Annotated in this window: 18 protein-coding genes; 14 read left to right on the top strand and 4 right to left on the bottom strand. The window is 35.9% G+C overall.

The annotated features are described in order from the left end of the window. Nucleotides 1–88: 88 nt before the first annotated feature. Both C1631_RS19495 and C1631_RS19490 read left to right on the top strand, forming a co-directional pair. Complete coding sequence (locus C1631_RS19495; RefSeq protein ID WP_228441378.1) at nt 89–1,267, top strand: AI-2E family transporter; 1,179 nt, start codon at nt 89–91, stop codon at nt 1,265–1,267. A gap of 387 nt (nt 1,268–1,654) precedes the next feature. Then, nucleotides 1,655–2,032 carry a MauE/DoxX family redox-associated membrane protein gene (locus C1631_RS19490; protein WP_103246527.1) on the top strand — a complete coding sequence of 126 codons (378 nt, stop codon included), beginning with the start codon at nt 1,655–1,657 and terminating at the stop codon, nt 2,030–2,032. A 59-nt stretch (nt 2,033–2,091) separates the two neighbouring features. Here C1631_RS19490 and C1631_RS19485 read toward each other — a convergent pair whose 3' ends face one another. Then, nucleotides 2,092–3,450: an acyl-CoA dehydrogenase family protein gene (locus tag C1631_RS19485; RefSeq protein WP_103246528.1), complete on the bottom strand. Its 1,359-nt coding sequence runs from the start codon at nt 3,448–3,450 to the stop codon at nt 2,092–2,094. 207 nt (nt 3,451–3,657) lie between these two features. On the opposite strand from C1631_RS19485, the gene C1631_RS19480 reads away from it, so the two are divergent. From C1631_RS19480 to C1631_RS19430, 11 genes are all read left to right on the top strand, one after another. Next, the gene (locus C1631_RS19480; RefSeq protein WP_103246529.1) at nt 3,658–4,569 is read left to right on the top strand and encodes a DUF4349 domain-containing protein; all 912 of its coding nucleotides are present in this window, start codon (nt 3,658–3,660) and stop codon (nt 4,567–4,569) included. A 152-nt stretch (nt 4,570–4,721) separates the two neighbouring features. Then, nucleotides 4,722–5,600 (top strand): TraB/GumN family protein, encoded by an 879-nt coding sequence (locus C1631_RS19475; protein ID WP_103246530.1) that lies wholly within the window; start codon nt 4,722–4,724, stop codon nt 5,598–5,600. Nucleotides 5,601–5,624: 24 nt separating this feature from the next. Beyond that, a complete protein-coding gene (locus C1631_RS19470) occupies nt 5,625–6,134 on the top strand; it encodes an RNA polymerase sigma factor (RefSeq protein ID WP_103246531.1) in 510 nt (169 codons plus the stop codon). Beyond that, complete coding sequence (locus C1631_RS19465; protein WP_103246532.1) at nt 6,124–6,729, top strand: hypothetical protein; 606 nt, start codon at nt 6,124–6,126, stop codon at nt 6,727–6,729. Before C1631_RS19470 ends, C1631_RS19465 begins: the two co-directional genes overlap by 11 nt. Nucleotides 6,730–6,935: 206 nt before the next feature. After that, the gene (gene pgi, locus C1631_RS19460; RefSeq protein WP_103246533.1) at nt 6,936–8,579 is read left to right on the top strand and encodes a glucose-6-phosphate isomerase; all 1,644 of its coding nucleotides are present in this window, start codon (nt 6,936–6,938) and stop codon (nt 8,577–8,579) included. Nucleotides 8,580–8,608: 29 nt separating this feature from the next. After that, the gene (locus C1631_RS19455; protein WP_103246534.1) at nt 8,609–9,493 is read left to right on the top strand and encodes a bifunctional 5,10-methylenetetrahydrofolate dehydrogenase/5,10-methenyltetrahydrofolate cyclohydrolase; all 885 of its coding nucleotides are present in this window, start codon (nt 8,609–8,611) and stop codon (nt 9,491–9,493) included. A 7-nt stretch (nt 9,494–9,500) separates the two neighbouring features. Further along, the gene (locus C1631_RS19450; RefSeq protein WP_103246535.1) at nt 9,501–10,130 is read left to right on the top strand and encodes a 7-carboxy-7-deazaguanine synthase QueE; all 630 of its coding nucleotides are present in this window, start codon (nt 9,501–9,503) and stop codon (nt 10,128–10,130) included. A 43-nt stretch (nt 10,131–10,173) separates the two neighbouring features. Beyond that, a complete protein-coding gene (locus C1631_RS19445; RefSeq protein WP_103246536.1) occupies nt 10,174–11,544 on the top strand; it encodes an exopolysaccharide biosynthesis polyprenyl glycosylphosphotransferase in 1,371 nt (456 codons plus the stop codon). Between the two features lie 102 nt (nt 11,545–11,646). Further along, the gene (locus C1631_RS19440; protein WP_103246537.1) at nt 11,647–12,399 is read left to right on the top strand and encodes an MlaE family ABC transporter permease; all 753 of its coding nucleotides are present in this window, start codon (nt 11,647–11,649) and stop codon (nt 12,397–12,399) included. Next, complete coding sequence (locus C1631_RS19435) at nt 12,399–13,214, top strand: ABC transporter ATP-binding protein (RefSeq protein ID WP_109713790.1); 816 nt, start codon at nt 12,399–12,401, stop codon at nt 13,212–13,214. Before C1631_RS19440 ends, C1631_RS19435 begins: the two co-directional genes overlap by 1 nt. Continuing rightward, nucleotides 13,198–13,809, top strand: a complete 612-nt coding sequence (locus tag C1631_RS19430) for an outer membrane beta-barrel protein (RefSeq protein WP_103246539.1) — start codon at nt 13,198–13,200, stop codon at nt 13,807–13,809. Before C1631_RS19435 ends, C1631_RS19430 begins: the two co-directional genes overlap by 17 nt. Nucleotides 13,810–13,847: 38 nt before the next feature. Here C1631_RS19430 and C1631_RS19425 read toward each other — a convergent pair whose 3' ends face one another. Together C1631_RS19425 and C1631_RS19420 are read right to left on the bottom strand one after the other, a co-directional pair. Then, complete coding sequence (locus C1631_RS19425; protein ID WP_103246540.1) at nt 13,848–14,159, bottom strand: hypothetical protein; 312 nt, start codon at nt 14,157–14,159, stop codon at nt 13,848–13,850. 86 nt (nt 14,160–14,245) lie between these two features. Further along, nucleotides 14,246–15,052: a M48 family metallopeptidase gene (locus tag C1631_RS19420; protein WP_103246541.1), complete on the bottom strand. Its 807-nt coding sequence runs from the start codon at nt 15,050–15,052 to the stop codon at nt 14,246–14,248. A gap of 105 nt (nt 15,053–15,157) precedes the next feature. Between C1631_RS19420 and C1631_RS19415 the strand changes: the two genes are divergently transcribed. Then, on the top strand, nt 15,158–15,706 hold the full coding sequence (locus C1631_RS19415; protein WP_103246542.1) for a DUF4251 domain-containing protein: 549 nt from the start codon (nt 15,158–15,160) through the stop codon (nt 15,704–15,706). Between the two features lie 2 nt (nt 15,707–15,708). Here C1631_RS19415 and meaB read toward each other — a convergent pair whose 3' ends face one another. Next, nucleotides 15,709–16,695, bottom strand: coding sequence for a methylmalonyl Co-A mutase-associated GTPase MeaB (gene meaB, locus C1631_RS19410; protein WP_103246543.1), 987 nt, complete (start codon nt 16,693–16,695; stop codon nt 15,709–15,711). Nucleotides 16,696–16,942 lie beyond the last annotated feature (247 nt).

Raw genomic sequence — 16,942 nt, 5'->3', positions numbered from 1 at the left:
GGGGCGTGTTTCTGTTTTTGGAGAAAATCACCATCATCATTTCCACATGGAATAAAATTTGATGCAATACGGAAAAAAAATACCCTATTTGAGTAAAAAATTTTTCATTTCAGAAGGGTTTTCTTATTTTTATTCCATACAGTACATCCAGATTATGAATTTCCTTAGACTTCCTTTCCTAGTTAAGCTCACATTGGTGGTTATTTCCATCATTGGGATAGGCTATCTTTTAGTCCTGGAGCAGACTATTATAGCTCCGTTCTTCTTTGCATTCCTGATGGCAATGCTCTTTTTGCCGGCAGCAACTTTTATGGAAAGAAAACTGAGATTTCCGAGATCCGTATCCACAATGACCTCTGTTTTCATCATGTTAATCATTTTAAGCGGGATTATTTATTTCTTTACGAATCAGCTGTCTGATTTCAGCAAAGATCTTCCCCACCTGAGAGAGCAGTTTACAACAGTTTTTAATAATCTTCAGCATTGGGTATCAAAAACTTTTAATGTAAAAGTAGATGAACAGGTAGACTATATTAATCAGGGACTGAATAAACTTCTTTCTTCTTCAGGGGCTATTTTGGGGTTTACATTTGGTATATTTTCGACGGGATTCGGCTTTATCTTGTTTTTCACCCTGTTTTTTATCTTTATTTTAAATTACAGAAGATTGTTAAACAATTTCATTGTGACTGTTTTTAATGAAAGACATAAGTCAAGCGTGCAGGAGGCCGTCAATGAAATAAGAATCATGACCAAGAAATATATCTTCGGTCTTTGTATTCAAGTAGTTATCGTATCTATTCTTACGGCTACCGTTCTTACCATTTTAGGGGTAAAATATGCTATTTTACTGGGTGTCTTGACAGGTTTATTAAATGTAATCCCATATTTAGGTATTTTTATTTCTCTTGTTATTTCCTGTTTTATAGCATTTGCAACAGCCAGTCCTTCCACTTGTATTTATGTGGCTATTGGATACATTGGTATTCATGCCGTTGATGGCAATATCATACTCCCGTTTGTCGTAGGTTCAAGGGTAAAAATCAATGCTTTATTCTCGTTTATTGGAATTCTTTTAGGGGAGCACCTATGGGGTATCGCAGGAATGTTCCTATGTATTCCGGCAATTGCTATCATTAAAATTATCTGCGAAAGAGTTGAGGACTTAAAACCCTGGGGAAGATTACTCGGAGAGGAAATAAAACCCAATAAGAAAAAGAAAAGCTATAAGATTTCAAAGAATATTACCCTGAAGGAAATGGACTGATCATCAGCAATGAGTAATGAATAATAAATGATATTATTCTAATCTTTAAAGTAAAGTATAAATAAAAGACTGCCTTCTCCAGAGCAGTCTTTTTGTATTTTTATTATGGAAGTGCACAATAGGGGTTCATGCTATTCGCACAGACTTCTGTACACAAAATATTAGATTGGGTATAGCGACAATATTCATCATCAGGTGGTGGCAGGATACCTCCTTATCCCAACAAGGACCTCCCGCTGAAATTTTAAATGGGCAACCTATAGGACCAATATCAAATTGTACCCAAAACACCTATCCACCGGTCAACAACAATAATTGTTTATTTTTTAAGCCAATTAAATAAATATATCTCATTTTTGCATTACATTTGATATAAAATATTTAATTATGAAAATAGTAAAATTCATTATCTGCCTGCTTTTCGGACTTATGTTTATCAACGCAGGATTAGACAAGTTTCTTCATTATAATCCTGTACCCAAACTGACGGATACTCAAATGAAACTGTATGCTGCTTTTGGAGAGATTGGATGGTTGCTCCCTTTGGTAGGTGCTGTAGAAGTCATTGGTGGACTATTATTTATCTTTCCAAAGACAAGAGCACTAGGAGCAATCATTATATTACCGGTCATGGTTGGGATTTTGATTCATAACCTTTACAGAGATCCTTCATCAACAGGTATTGCCATTTCTTCAGTGTTATTCCTTATCAATATCTGGATGATTATTGATAATCGTGAAAAATATAAAAAACTGGTGAGTTAATAAACTACTGATATCAGGTAGCAGATTACACTTATTGATAACCTGCTACCTGGTCCAAGCTATACAAAAGCACTGAATCCTGTAATGGATCGCCCTACAATCAGTGAATTAATTTCTTTTGTTCCTTCATAAGAATAAATTGCTTCTGCATCTGCTACAAATCTTGCAACATCATATTCCAGCAGAATACCATTTCCTCCCAGCACTTCCCGGGCTCTGGAAACAATATCTCGTGTTCTAAGGGTACAAAATACCTTGGCGAGAGATGCGTGTTCATCTTTTAAAATACCTTCATCCTGCATTTCGGATAATCTGAAAACCATAGTCTGCATGGCGGTAAGATTAGATAACATTTCCACCAAATGTCCCTGAATCATTTGAAAAGAAGCGATAGGTCTTCCAAACTGTTCTCTTTTTCGGGTATAGTCCAATGCACTTTCATAAGCTCCTCTTGCACAACCCGTTGCCATCCAGGCTACTCCCGCGCGTGTCATCCGCAAAACTTTTCCGGTATCTTTAAAAGAGTTGGCATTTTGTAAACGGTTTTCTTCGGTCACCACACAATCTTTTAAAGTGATCAATCCGTTCTGAACAATTCTGAGAGCCATTTTTCCTTTGATTTTCTCTACCGAATATCCGGGGTTGTCTTTTTCTACAATAAAACCTTTTACCTCTCCATCATCCAGATCTCTAGCCCAGATGATCACAAGATCTGCAAAGGTTGCATTTCCAATCCATTTTTTCTGACCATTAAGAACCCAACCTTCGGCTGTTTTTTTGCAGGTAACAGTAAGACCTCCGGCTGCGCCTGATCCCACTTCAGGTTCTGTAAGGCCAAATGCTCCGATTTTTTCAAATTTCTGCATTTGTGGAAGCCATTTCTGTTTCTGTTCTTCTGAACCACAAATATAAATGGATCCCATTGCCAATCCGGATTGCACTCCGAAAAAGGTAGCAATGGAAGCATCAATTCTGGCCATTTCCATGGCAATGACACCTTCCATCAGAAAAGGCATACCCGGACAGCCGTATCCTTCATAGGTAACGCCGCAGATATTTAATTTTTGAAATTTCGGAATCAGCTCAAAAGGAAATTCATCTCTTAGCCAATAGTGGTTTACTAAAGGTTTCACTTCTTTTTCCATAAACGCTCTTACTTTAAGCTGAATTTCCCTTTGCTCAGGTGACAACGTGTGATAGATATCATAAAAATCTCCATCAATAGGTGGAAGCTCTTTCTTTTTTTTATTGGGATCGAGCATTTTCACCAATCCTGAAAGTTGTTTATCGTCCAGTTTTGAAAAGTTATTCATCAATTTAGGTAAATCCACTTTTTGAGAAATGGCACTTAATTGATCAAAATCTATGGATGTGAATAATCCGATTGCGTTTCTGATTTTAGAAAAGGTATTTGACATAATGGTATATTGTGATTTTGGTTTGTAAAAGATAAGCAAATTTTGCTCCGAAAAAAAGCCGCAACCGTTGAATCTATTTTACAAAACGCTAATTTTCAATTAATTAAAAGATAATATTTTCTTTACAATCTTTTTACTTCTGATTTTCAATGATTACAAAGAATCCTTACTGAACTTTGACTCAAGCAAAATATAAAAATCTACACTATGAAAACGACTTACATCAGATTATCATTATCCGCTATCATCCTTTTAGGAATTTATTCATGTAAAAAAGGAGAAGCTTCTGCTGCTGAACTCGAGACTTATGCTGCCACCGATTCTGCGAGCGCTATAGTATCAGACAGTGTTTCGTCTGCTGCAAGTATGAAAGTACAAGACAAGAAGTTTATAAAAACAGCAGATGTCAATATGGAAGTAAAAGATGTCTACAATACAACTATTTCTATTGAGAAGTCAGTTCAGGAGTTTGGAGGTTTTGTTGTCAACAGCAATTTGCAAAGCAATGTTATTTCGCAGGACACTTATAATACTTCCGACGAAGAAGCCATGTTGATCAAGAAATACCAGACGGAAAACAGAATGCAGGTTCGGATACCTACCGAAAAGCTGGGTGAGTTTTTAACATTCATCAACAGTAATAAGCTATTCCTTAACTCAAGAACTATCAATGCTGAAGATGTTACATCCAATATCAGATATTCAGAATGGGAAGGCAAAAGAAATCAGAAAACATCCGAAAATATAGGCCAGCTTAAGACTAATAAGGATAAAGTAAATCTTGACGATAAAAATATGTCTGAAGGGAATCTTCAAAAACTGGCTACTATGAATATGACAGACAACCTGAAATATAGCACTGTAGACATATACATTAAAGAACCTAAGGTTAGAATTGCTGAAATTGCCATTACCAATGCCAACAGCATCGATAATAAATACCGATACAACTTTATCTATGATGCTAAAGATGGTTTTGTGTATGGTTTCTACCTGATCCAGAGAATCATCGTTGCACTTATTAATATCTGGCCTCTGTTATTAATCGCAGGCGGAATCATCTATTTTTTAAGAAAGAGAAAAATCACAAAACCAGTCTCATCTAAAACACAGGAATAATAGCTATCCTAACCTAAAGGTTATCACTATAATTTTAGATTTTACAACCTCCTTTTCCAGGAGGTTTTATTTTTTTTGAAAAAAAACTGTAACGATTGCAACCTTGCTTTTACCTACTGTTTAAAGAATAGAAAATCAAAAAAAATAATCATATGAAAAATGTAATTAAACTTGGACTTATAACTTTATTATCAATCTGTCCGATATCTGCAACAGCACAATCTCTAAACATCAACAAGAGCAACAACAGTCTGCTTTGGGAAGTATCAGGAAACGGCCTTTCAAAACCTTCTTATATAACGGGAACTTTTCATATCTTATGCAGTAAAGATTTCGAAATCAAACCTAAAGTATTGCAAGCACTTGAGAAATCTGACAATTTTGTTATGGAAATTAATTATACAGATCCTGGTGAAATAATATCAATGCAAAAAATGCTTACGACAGACAAAAAAATTTCTGATCAACTTTCTCCCAAAGAAGCTAAAGAACTGAATACCATACTCGCTAATTACGGAACTGATCTGAAAAGTATAGATTCTTCAAGTTCTCAATCATTGTACGCATTGCTTTCTACCAAGGCTATTCCATGTCCTCAGACCGAAGTAAAGTTTTACGAAATGGAACTTTTACAGAAAGCAATAAAAGATAAAAAAAGCATCAAAGGGCTTGAAAAAGTAAATGATCAAATGAAAACCATCAATGAAGCTTATGATCTGAAGAGTACTATTGCGCAACTTAAAATGGGTAAGGAATATGAAGTATTATTCAGACAGATGATCGAAGCATTTAAAAATGAAAATGTACAATCACTTTATACTCTTTTTAAGGATGAAAGATTCATGAATGCTAAACAGGAGAAAGCTATGCTTACCAACAGAAATCAAAACTGGGTAAAAATAATGCCGGAAATGATGAAAAAAGAAAGCTCGTTCTTTGCAGTGGGCGGATCGCATCTTATGGGAGAAAATGGGATTATTCCTTTATTACAGTCAAAAGGGTATACTGTAAAGCCAGTATCAAGTTTATAATCATCAACAAACCATGAAACTACTGTGAACAATCCTACCGAATCTTCCTTTTTAATATTGATCAACCAACACAAGGGCATTATATATAAAGCCTCAAGGATTTATGCAGATTCTGTAGAAGACCGGGAGGACCTTCAGCAGGAAATCCTTATCCAGCTATGGAAATCTTATCAGAACTTCAAAGGAAACAGTGAGTTTTCTACCTGGATGTACCGGGTCGCCATCAATACTGCAATTACTTATTTAAAAAAGGAAAAACGAAGATCCAATAACCATACAGATGCTCCCAATCATTTTGAAGTACAGCAGGAAGATTATAATCCTGTAAAGGACAGACAGTTGGAAGTTTTCTACACTGCCGTTCAAGAGCTGAATTCCTTAGAAAAAGCCGTCATATTTTATTTCATGGAAGGGATGTCACATAAAGAAATTGGAAACAATCTGGGGCTCAGCGAAGGCAATGCCCGCGTAAAACTTAACAGAACAAAAGAAAAAATACAACACATCATAAAAAAATCAAATTATGAATTTTGATCAATTAAAAGAACAATGGAATAATGAAGATAGTAATCTCAATATCCCTGATAACATAAAGCAATTAAAGGAAAGTAAACACCCTGTCGAAAAAATCCAGAAAACCATGAAAAAAGAATTTCCAATGCAGATTCTGGCGGTGATTCTTATTGCATTCTTTCCTTTTATATTTAAATTCAGTGCATCGTTGTATACCATCTATTATACTTCTTATGCAATACTGGTTGTGGTCTCCTCTTATTATTTACTGGGGTTTTATAAATTCTATAAACAGACTGAGCTCTATACAGGAAACACTAAAAACAGCCTGTGGAAAATCTATCATGAGCTTCGCTTAAATATGGAAAGATATCAATCCTTCGGATTTTTACTTTTACCCCATCTTTTGATCACAATCGGTTTAGAAATCTGCAATGCTCTGGAGAAAAAGGGAAAATCCTTATTTGACCTTACCAATACTTATCAGCAATCTATAGTCCTGATTGTGTTAATCACAACCATAGTGTATGTAGCAGCTATTGTTTTATGGACAAAATATTTCTACGGAAATCAAGCTCAACAACTCGAAAATATTCTGAATGAAATGGATGAATAATACTTCACCATTTCTATTTACAAGCTTCTCCCACAAAACCTCAGAACATTTCTGAGGTTTTGTTTTTTAAAAAATTGTTATTTATACGTCCCAAATTTATGTGAGGTTTTATTTTTCCTTAAATTTGCAAATCAGAAATAAAGCATTATAGATTTAAATATTTTTAATCTGTTAATTTCTTTTCTGAACTAATTAATTCCCTACATATGCTATCAAAAATAAATCCTATACAAACCAATAGCTGGAAAGCCCTTGATGAACATTTCGGAGGAAATGACTTTGACTTAAGAACCCTTTTCCACTACAACCCTAATCGTTTTGCAGAATTTTCTTTACAAAAGGACAATTACCTTTTTGATTACTCTAAAAATTTAATCGATTCAAGAACTAAAGAACTTTTATTGAATCTGGCCGAAGAATGTCAGGTAAAAGATGCTATTTCCAAGATGTTCTCTGGTGACAAAATCAATGAGACCGAAGGAAGAGCCGTTTTACATACTGCTTTAAGGGATTTTTCTGATAAAGAAATTCTTGTAGATGGTGAAAACATTAAGCCACAAATCAAGAGCGTTCTTGATCATATGAAAGCTTTTTCTGAAAAGATTATTTCGGGAGAACATAAAGGCTTTAATGGAAAAGAAATTACTGATGTAGTAAATATCGGAATCGGAGGTTCAGATTTGGGGCCAGTGATGGTGTGCTCGGCTTTAAAGCATTTCAAAACAAGATTAGATGTGCATTTTGTTTCCAACGTAGACGGAAATCATATTGCAGAAGTTGTTAAAAACTTAAATCCTGAAACAACACTTTTCATCATTGCCTCTAAGACGTTTACCACTCAGGAAACAATGACTAACGCTAATTCGGCGAAAGACTGGTTTCTGAAAGCTGGAAAACAAGAAGATGTTGCCAAACATTTCGTAGCCTTATCAACGAATATTGAGGAAGTTAAAAAATTCGGAATTGCAGAAGAAAATATTTTTGAGTTCTGGGATTGGGTAGGCGGAAGATATTCACTGTGGAGTGCCATCGGACTCAGCATTGTGCTTGCCGTTGGATATGAAAACTTTGAACAGCTTTTAAAAGGTGCTTTTGATACGGATCAACATTTCCAGACTGCAGACTTCTCTGAAAACGTTCCGGTTTTAATGGGGCTTTTAGGAATCTGGTACCGTAATTTCTATGCGGCAACTACCTATGCTATTCTACCGTATTCTCAATATTTAGACAGATTTTCGGCTTATCTTCAACAGGGAGATATGGAAAGTAACGGAAAATGCGTTGACAGAAACGGTGAGTTTGTTGAATATGAAACAGGACCCATCATCTGGGGAGAACCAGGAACCAATGGTCAGCATGCATTTTATCAGTTGATCCACCAGGGTACAGAATTGATTCCAGCCGATTTTATCGCTTATATAAAAAGTGCTAATGATGTTTCTGATCATCAGGAAAAGCTTTTAGCTAATTTCTTTGCTCAAACGGAGGCTCTTGCCTTTGGAAAGACTGAAGAAGAAGCTGAGGAAGAACTTAGAACTTCCGGGAAGTCGGATGAAGAAATTGATCGATTATTAAATTATAAAGTCTTCCATGGTAACACGCCTACTAACTCCATATTATTCAAAGAATTAACTCCTTTTTCATTAGGACAATTAATTGCAATGTATGAGCATAAAATTTTTGTACAGGGTGTCATCTGGAATATTTTCAGTTTTGATCAGTTTGGAGTAGAATTAGGAAAAGTTTTGGCTACAAAAATCCTTCCTGAACTTGAAAATAATGAGAATGTAAGTTCTCATGACAGTTCTACCAACGGTCTGATCAATTACTACAAGGAATTCAAAAAGTAAATAAATCTAATAAAGTAATAAAAGTAAAAATGGCAGAAATTCTTGACGGACTTAAAGTATCCAAAGAAATAAAAGCAGAAATCAAGGTTGAAGTGGATAAAATCCTTGAAAGCAAAAGAAGAGCACCCCATTTGGTAGCTATTCTTGTTGGTAACAACGGAGCAAGTAAGGCGTATGTAAATGCTAAAGTAAAAGATTGTGAAGAAGTTGGATTTCAATCAAGCTTAATTAAATTTCCAAGTACGGTTTCAGAATCTGAGCTATTGGAAAAAATCGATGAGCTGAATAAGTCTAAAGCAGTAGACGGTTTTATTGTTCAGCTGCCTTTACCGGATCAGGTTGATCAGGAAAAAATCATTAATGCTATTGATCCAAGGAAAGATGTTGATGGTTTCCATCCTGAAAATTTTGGAAAAATGGCTCTTGAAATGGATACATTCCTGCCGGCTACTCCTTTCGGAATTTTAACATTATTGGAAAGATATAATATCGAAACCAAAGGAAAAGACTGTGTAATTATCGGAAGAAGCAAGATTGTAGGAAGACCAATGAGTATTTTGATGGGAAGAAAAGATTTCCCAGGAAACTCTACGGTGACTCTTACCCACTCCTATACAAAAGACATCGAAGAGTACACTAAAAAGGCTGACATTGTCATTACTGCTTTAGGCGATCCTCACTTCCTGAAAGGAGATATGATAAAAGACGGAGCGGTAATCGTGGACGTAGGTATCACAAGAGTAGATGACGATTCTCCAAAAGGATACCATCTTGCCGGTGACGTAGATTTTGATAGCTGTGCTGCTAAAGCAAGCTGGATCACCCCTGTACCCGGAGGAGTAGGGCCAATGACCAGAGCAATGTTGATGAAAAACACCATCATTGCATACAAAACTTCGGTCTATAACGACTAATTTTAAAATGAATAAAGATCAAGATATTTTATTAAAAGAAGGTAAAATGCTCCCTGTAATGGAGCATTTTTACACTTTACAAGGAGAAGGAGCACACACCGGAAAAGCCGCTTATTTTATACGATTAGGAGGCTGTGATGTGGGATGCCACTGGTGTGATGTGAAGGAAAGCTGGGATCCGGATCTTCATCCTTTGATGAATGCTACGGAAATAGCAGAGACAGCAGCAAAACATTGTAAAACAATAGTTCTGACAGGTGGAGAGCCTCTGATGTGGAACTTAGAAACCCTGACGTCAAAGTTAAAAGAACTGGGATGCACTATCCACATTGAGACCTCAGGAGCCTATCCTATGAGCGGACAACTGGATTGGATCACTCTGTCTCCAAAGAAAACAGGACTTCCGAAAGAAGAGATTTATCTGAAGGCTAATGAGCTTAAAGTCATTGTTTTTAATCATCATGATTTTACATTTGCCGAAGAGCAGGCAGCAAAAGTTTCTGAGAACTGTAAGCTTTATCTTCAAAGCGAATGGAGCAAAAGAAATGATATGTATCCTAAAATCACTGATTTTATTCTGGAACATCCGGAATGGCAGGCTTCAGTTCAGACACATAAATATCTGAATATCCCGTAAAAATACGTACATTAGCTTGCCGTATCCTGATAACCCCCGATAGATGCAGAGAATTCGATACTCTAGATACCTGAAATCAATCATTATTTTGCTTGACCTGATGGTTATTGCATCTATTTTTATATTCTTTTTTATAAGCAGAAACGAAAGTTTAAAATACAGTAAGGAAACCTGGTATCAGAATGCTTTTTCTCTGGTATTGTTATTTTTGTTCTGGGTGCTGCTAAGCGGTAGGACAAAAATATACAATATCCCAAGGAACCTGACCTATACTTTGTTTCTGGAAAGGCTTTTTACCCATTTCCTCTTTTTTATCCTGGGTGTTCTGCTTATCGGAAAGGTGAGTAAAAACGTATTTTTCAATACAGATATCTACTGGCTGTCCTTTTACTTATTAGTTCTTATTTTCCTGACAAAATCATTAATTTATTTTGCGATAAAATACTTTCGTTCACTGGGGATCAACCACAGGAATGTCATGTTTTTAGGAGATAATAGTTCAACTGAAATTCTAAAGAATATTTTTAAAAATCGTAAAGATTATGGATACCGGATCTTTAAATACGAAGGCTCAGAAACTAATATCAATGAATTAGTGAGCTTTTGGAAAAGAAATGGAATTCACACCTTATTCTTATCTACAGAAAACTCATATACTGAGGAACTGGAAACCCAGATTTTTAAATTGGCAGAAGATAATAAAATCCATATTTCCTTAATCCCGAGTATTACACAAAGTGATTTTTTCCTGTATGATCTCGGATATATACAAACACAACCTGTTCTTAATCAGGCAAGATATCCATTAGATTATTATTCTAATTTTCTGATGAAAAGAACATTTGATCTGTTTTTTTCAGCTCTCGTATTGCTTTTCATCTGTTCATGGGCATTTCCGATCATTGCTATTTTAATCAAAACAACTTCTAAGGGTCCCGTTTTCTTTCTTCAAAAAAGATATGGTTTCCATGAAGAAGTTTTTAATTGTATTAAATTCAGAACCATGGTAATCAATGATGAATCTGCGACTAAAACAACAGTTGCCAATGATTCCCGAATTACCAAAATAGGTAAATTATTAAGAAAAACCAGCCTTGATGAATTGCCACAGTTTATCAATGTATTGAAAGGAGAAATGTCCGTTGTAGGGCCGCGCCCTCATATGTTGTCGGTAGACAATTATTATAAACCCAAAATTGGAAGATACAGCTTACGAAGCATGGTAAGTCCAGGTATCACGGGTCTGGCACAGGTCAGTGGATTGCGTGGTGATTACGGAGATGTAGAAGTCGATATGAAGAAAAGGGTCCTGGCTGATTCATTTTATGTAAGAAACTGGAGTTTTGCTCTGGATGTGGTCATTATTCTGAAAACCGCATTATTAGTTATCGGTGGAGATAAAAATGCAAAATAAGTTCAGACTCCCGGTAAGGCTGGTATAATTTTAACATTAAATGACCATCAGTCTTTAGTCTTGACTCTAGCCTAATTAAATAAAAAAGTTTAATTTAGCGGCATGTTAAAAAAGTTTTTCACAGCAGTAGGGGAATATATAATCCTTCTGGGAAAATCCCTGCAGAAACCCCAAAAAATGAGGGTTTTTTGGAAGCTGTTCATGAGAGAAATTAATGATTTGGGAGTAAATTCTTTCGGACTTGTAGTCTTCACATCAATCTTCGTGGGGGCTGTAGTTGCTATTCAAATGTTCAACAACTTTGATGCTTCATCATTTCCTATCCCTCCTTCGTTTGTAGGATATGCAACGAAGGCTGTGCTTGTTTTGGAGTTTGCCCCTACCATCATCAGTTTAATTTTAGCCGGAAAGGTAGGTTCATATATCGCTTCCAGTATTGGTACAATGCGGGTTTCCGAGCAAATTGACGCACTGGATATTATGGGAGTAAACTCACCTAACTTTTTGATTTTCCCAAAAATTATTGCATGTATACTTTTTAATCCGCTCCTTATTGCTATCAGTATAGTTTTTGGTATTGGCGGTGGATATATTGCCGGGATTCTAACTGGAAACTGGACAGAGAATGATTATATTGTGGGGATTCAAATGTATATGCCCAATTTATTTATCTACTATGCCTTCACCAAAACCATAGTCTTTGCATTTATTATTGCAACAGTACCTTCTTATTTTGGATACAATGTGAAAGGCGGATCATTGGAAGTAGGTAGAGCAAGTACACAAGCAGTAGTATGGACCATGGTGTTCATTATTATTTCTGAATTAATTTTAACCCAATTAATATTAAGCTAATGATTGAGGTAAAAGATCTTAAGAAAAGTTTTGGAGATGTTGAAGTGCTTAAGGGAATTTCAACTTCATTTGATAAGGGAAAGGTCAATTTGATCATAGGACAGAGTGGTTCAGGAAAAACAGTTTTTCTTAAAAGTTTATTGAACGTTTATATGCCTTCATCAGGAGAAATCCTCTTTGACGGAAATGATATCAATACGATGACCCGGGATGAGAAACAGCATCTTCGTTCTGAAATTGGTACTGTATTCCAGGGAAGTGCTTTATTTGATTCCTTAACGGTGGAAGAAAATATCATGTTTCCTCTTGATATGTTTACCAATCTGACCTACAGAGAAAAAAAGAAAAGAGTTTTTGAGGTAATTGGTAGAGTTCACCTTGATAAAGCTGATAAAAAATATCCATCAGAAATTTCCGGAGGAATGCAAAAAAGGGTTGCCATAGCCAGAGCAATTGTTAACAACCCTAAATATTTGTTCTGTGACGAACCCAACTCCGGGCTGGATCCTTATACATCAAAGATTATTGATGATCTCCTGTATGAGATCACCAAAGAATATAATACAACAACCATCATCAATACACACGACATGAATTCCGTGATGACCATTGGTGAAAAGATTGTCTATCTGAGATTAGGAATCAAAGAATGGGAAGGGAACAAAGACATTCTGATTACTGCAGGCAATAAAAATCTGATTGATTTCGTTTATTCTTCAGAACTGTTTAAGGAGCTGAGAGAATATTTACTTGAAAATAACAAAACGATTGAAAATACAATTACAAAAATAGATGATAATGAAAAAGGTACTTAGTGTAGCGTTAATAGGGTTTTCAATGTGGGCTTCTGCACAGATTTCACTGGCAGGTAAAGCAAATTTAATATTTCCTACGGGCTCACCTTCATGGGAAAATATTAAAGGAACCGTGAACGATGCTGTTCAGGGAACAGGTAAAAACAATGTAGGATTCAATGTGGGACTTTCATTAAAGGTGGCACTTCCGACTTCATTGTTTGTGATGCCTGAAATTTATTATACGCATTTCAAGAATGAGTTTACCACAGAAAATACTACTTTTGATGTTAAAAGCAATCGTATAGATGTTCCGGTTCTTTTAGGGTATAATCTTTTGGGTAATATGTTAGGGGTTTTTGTAGGACCTGTCGGAAGCTTTAATTTGAGCAAAGACAATACTTACAATGATTTTAAAGAAAATGCTAAAAATAATTTTACCGTAGGATACCAGTTTGGTGCTCAGCTTGAAATCAAAAAACTGATTGTGAATGCAAGGTATGAAGGTGCTTTCAGCAAGGACGAAAGAAACTTCATCAACAGAGTTTCAGGTTCTGAGATCAGATATGACAACAGGCCGAACCTGTTTATGGTAGGTTTAGGATACAAATTTTAATCAACTATCGAAATAACAACTGTAAAAAACCCTCAAGTCTAGACTTGAGGGTTTTTATTTTGATTATCCAGTTCCGCCTGGCGCTTCGCAATATCAGCAGCCTGCTTTTCCAGTTCTTCTTTTTCTTTTTGCAATTGCTTGAATTCTTTCTTCTTTTGTTCTGCCTTCATTGCACTTCCTTTGCTAAGGTAGCCAACCATTCCGCCAATGATAAGCCCTACCCCAACTCCCGCCATCATTCCCATGATATGAGAGATTTTAATTTGCTCAACAGCAAAATCTGTGGTAAGGTAAAAAAGTAAAGCAGATACAGCTAAAAGTATAAGTCCGGTAATTGATAAACTCTTCATAATATTGTGTTTAGGTGGTTACATAAAAAAGCCTTACCAAATTTACTAAAAATTTAATAAGGCTTCACTCAAGATTAAAATTCTAATTATATTTTTCCTCCCGCAGCCTTATAATATTCCAAAGCTTTTGGTAAATCTTTATTAATATCCGAGATTCTTGTTTCAGGATTGGGGTGAGTAGACAAGAACTCCGGTTGTCTTGCTCCTGAAGAGGCCCCTTCCATTCTATTCCAGAAAGGAATAGCTGCTCTCGGGTCATATCCTGCCATAGACATCAGATAAAGTCCCATTTTATCAGCCTCTGATTCCTGACTTCTTCCATACTTCAATAAAGCTACCTGAGAACCAACAGGATAAACCTTCTGGAACACACTAGCCCATTGCGCATTTGAGATTGCTCCTCCAAGAATTGCCCCTCCATACTGAGCCATCATAGCCTGAGAGATTCTTTCATTTCCATGTCCTGCTAAAGCGTGGGAAACCTCATGTCCCATTACAACAGCAAGTCCGTTGTCATCTTTAGTCACGGGTAGAATTCCGGTATAAACCGCCACTTTACCTCCGGGCATACACCATGCATTGAGTTCGCTGCTTTGCAAAAGATTAAACTCCCAATTGTAGCTAGCCAGATCTGCTGACCTTCCTATACTCTGATAATATCTTTCTGCCGCGTTTTTAATTCTGTTTCCAACATTCACCACTCTCTTTGCATCTGCTGTTCCGGTAATCACTTTACCTTTAGACAATGTCGTTTTGTATTCCTGAGCAGACATTGTTAAAATTTCTGAATTGTTAGCCAGCTGTAGAGACGATCTTCCGGTAATCGGATTCGTAGTACAGGCAGTGACCGACAGAGCAATCGCTCCAATTCCAAATAGATGTGTAAATTTCATATTTTGAGTGTTAATAATTCAACCTTAACAATTTTTATTCCAAAATATTTTGGAAAGCATAAATTTGCATACATTTTGCTATTTAAATGTAATAATTATTCAATTATGAAAAAATATATTTCTCTTCTGATGATCTTTGGGGCTCTGTTCTTTTTTCAGAGTTGTGCCTCTCAAGGTTCATTAGATTCGAAAACCGTAGATGCTTTAGTAAATTCTCAGGAATTTACATTCAATGCACAGAGAGCTAACCCCATGAATTATGATGTCATCAACGTGATGAATTCTCTCCCAAATTCTACAGCATCCAGAATGCTGGATTTAAATGGAGAGTATACGATTCTAATAAGTAAAAATAATCTGGATGTGGTGCTTCCTTATTTTGGAAGGGTATTCAACCCTACTTATGGAGATACCAGCAGTAATAGTTACAGATTTACATCAAAGGACTACACAATCAACAAGTCTCAAAATAAAAAGGGAACATGGGTTTTAAAAATTAAGCCTAATGATGTGAGAAATGTTGACGAGATTAATATGGAAATTTATGCGAACGGAAGGGCATCAGTTTCAATGAGAAGTAATGACAGACAACCTATTACTTATAGTGGCTACGTTTCTAAAAATGTAATAAAACAGGAAAAACCAACACCTTAATCCTAGTTTTTGTCGGATAAAAATTTTTCTACAAATAATTTTGCTTCAGTACTTGGATTAGAAACCATTTCTGAAGCATTTTTCTTATGCATAAGATAAGCTTCTTCTACCGTATTACTTTTTTTCATAAGTGATAAAATATATTCCTGAACCCAGTATTCGAAACGTTTTTCTGCTTGCTGAGTACGAACCTCTTCAAAACGTCCTGCCTTCTTTTTGATATCAATAAATTCGGCAATCTTATCATAGATCTCGTTCAACCCTTCATGATGTAGAGCAGATCCTAATAATACCGGGATTTTCCATCCTTTTTCTTTTGGTGGAATAAAATCAAGAGCCCTTTTCAGCTCAAGCCTTGTATTCTTTGCTTTCTGAAGATTATCCTGATCTACTTTATTGATAAAAATAAGGTCAACCATTTCCATGATACCCCGTTTTATTCCCTGAAGCTCATCTCCACCTCCGATTATTTTAAGAAATAAAAAAACATCGGTAATATCTGCTACAAGAACTTCAGACTGTCCCACTCCAACGGTTTCAATCAAAATGTAGTCGTAGCCTGCAGCTTCACAGATCATCATGGTTTCAAAGGTTGTATTGGCAACTCCTCCTAAAAAACCTGAGCTTGGGGAAGGACGTATAAAAGCATTCTCTTCTTTGGCAAGCTCTTCCATTCTGGTTTTATCTCCTAAAATACTCCCTTTATTGATCGAAGAGCTCGGATCAATAGCCAGAACAGCTACTTTTTTCCCTTCTGCGATAGCCAATCTCCCGAAACTTTCAATGAAAGTAGATTTTCCTGCACCTGGCACCCCTGTCACCCCAACTCTGATGGAGTTTCCTGTAAGTGGCATTATTCTTTTTAAAAGATCTTCTGCCTGCACCCTATGGTCTGCTTTTTTACTTTCAACTAATGTAATAGCTTTTGCAATCAGACGTTTATTTCCTGATTGTATTCCTTCCATTAATTCTTCTGTAGAAAATTTCATTGATTCAAAAATAACAATTAAAAAGGGAATGGTCAATACCCGTGTTTAATGATATATAAAAAGAAAATTTCTCAACTGCTTTTCTGCATTATTAATGTAAGCTGAGTTCGGGTCAGGAATGAGAAAAGTAAGTATAAAAGAGGAGAAACCGGAAGAAACAGGCAGATCGTCCATTTCCCAGCTTTAAATCTGCTTACACCAGAAATCCTGATCCCAACTGATAATAGTTCAGTTCCATTTTAATTTT

The sequence above is a fragment of the Chryseobacterium phosphatilyticum genome (assembly GCF_002899825.2).
In the GTDB taxonomy this organism is placed as follows: Bacteria; Bacteroidota; Bacteroidia; order Flavobacteriales; family Weeksellaceae; genus Chryseobacterium; species Chryseobacterium phosphatilyticum.
Note: the sequence above shows the minus strand (reverse complement) of the source record. Positions and strands in the feature narration are given on the sequence as shown.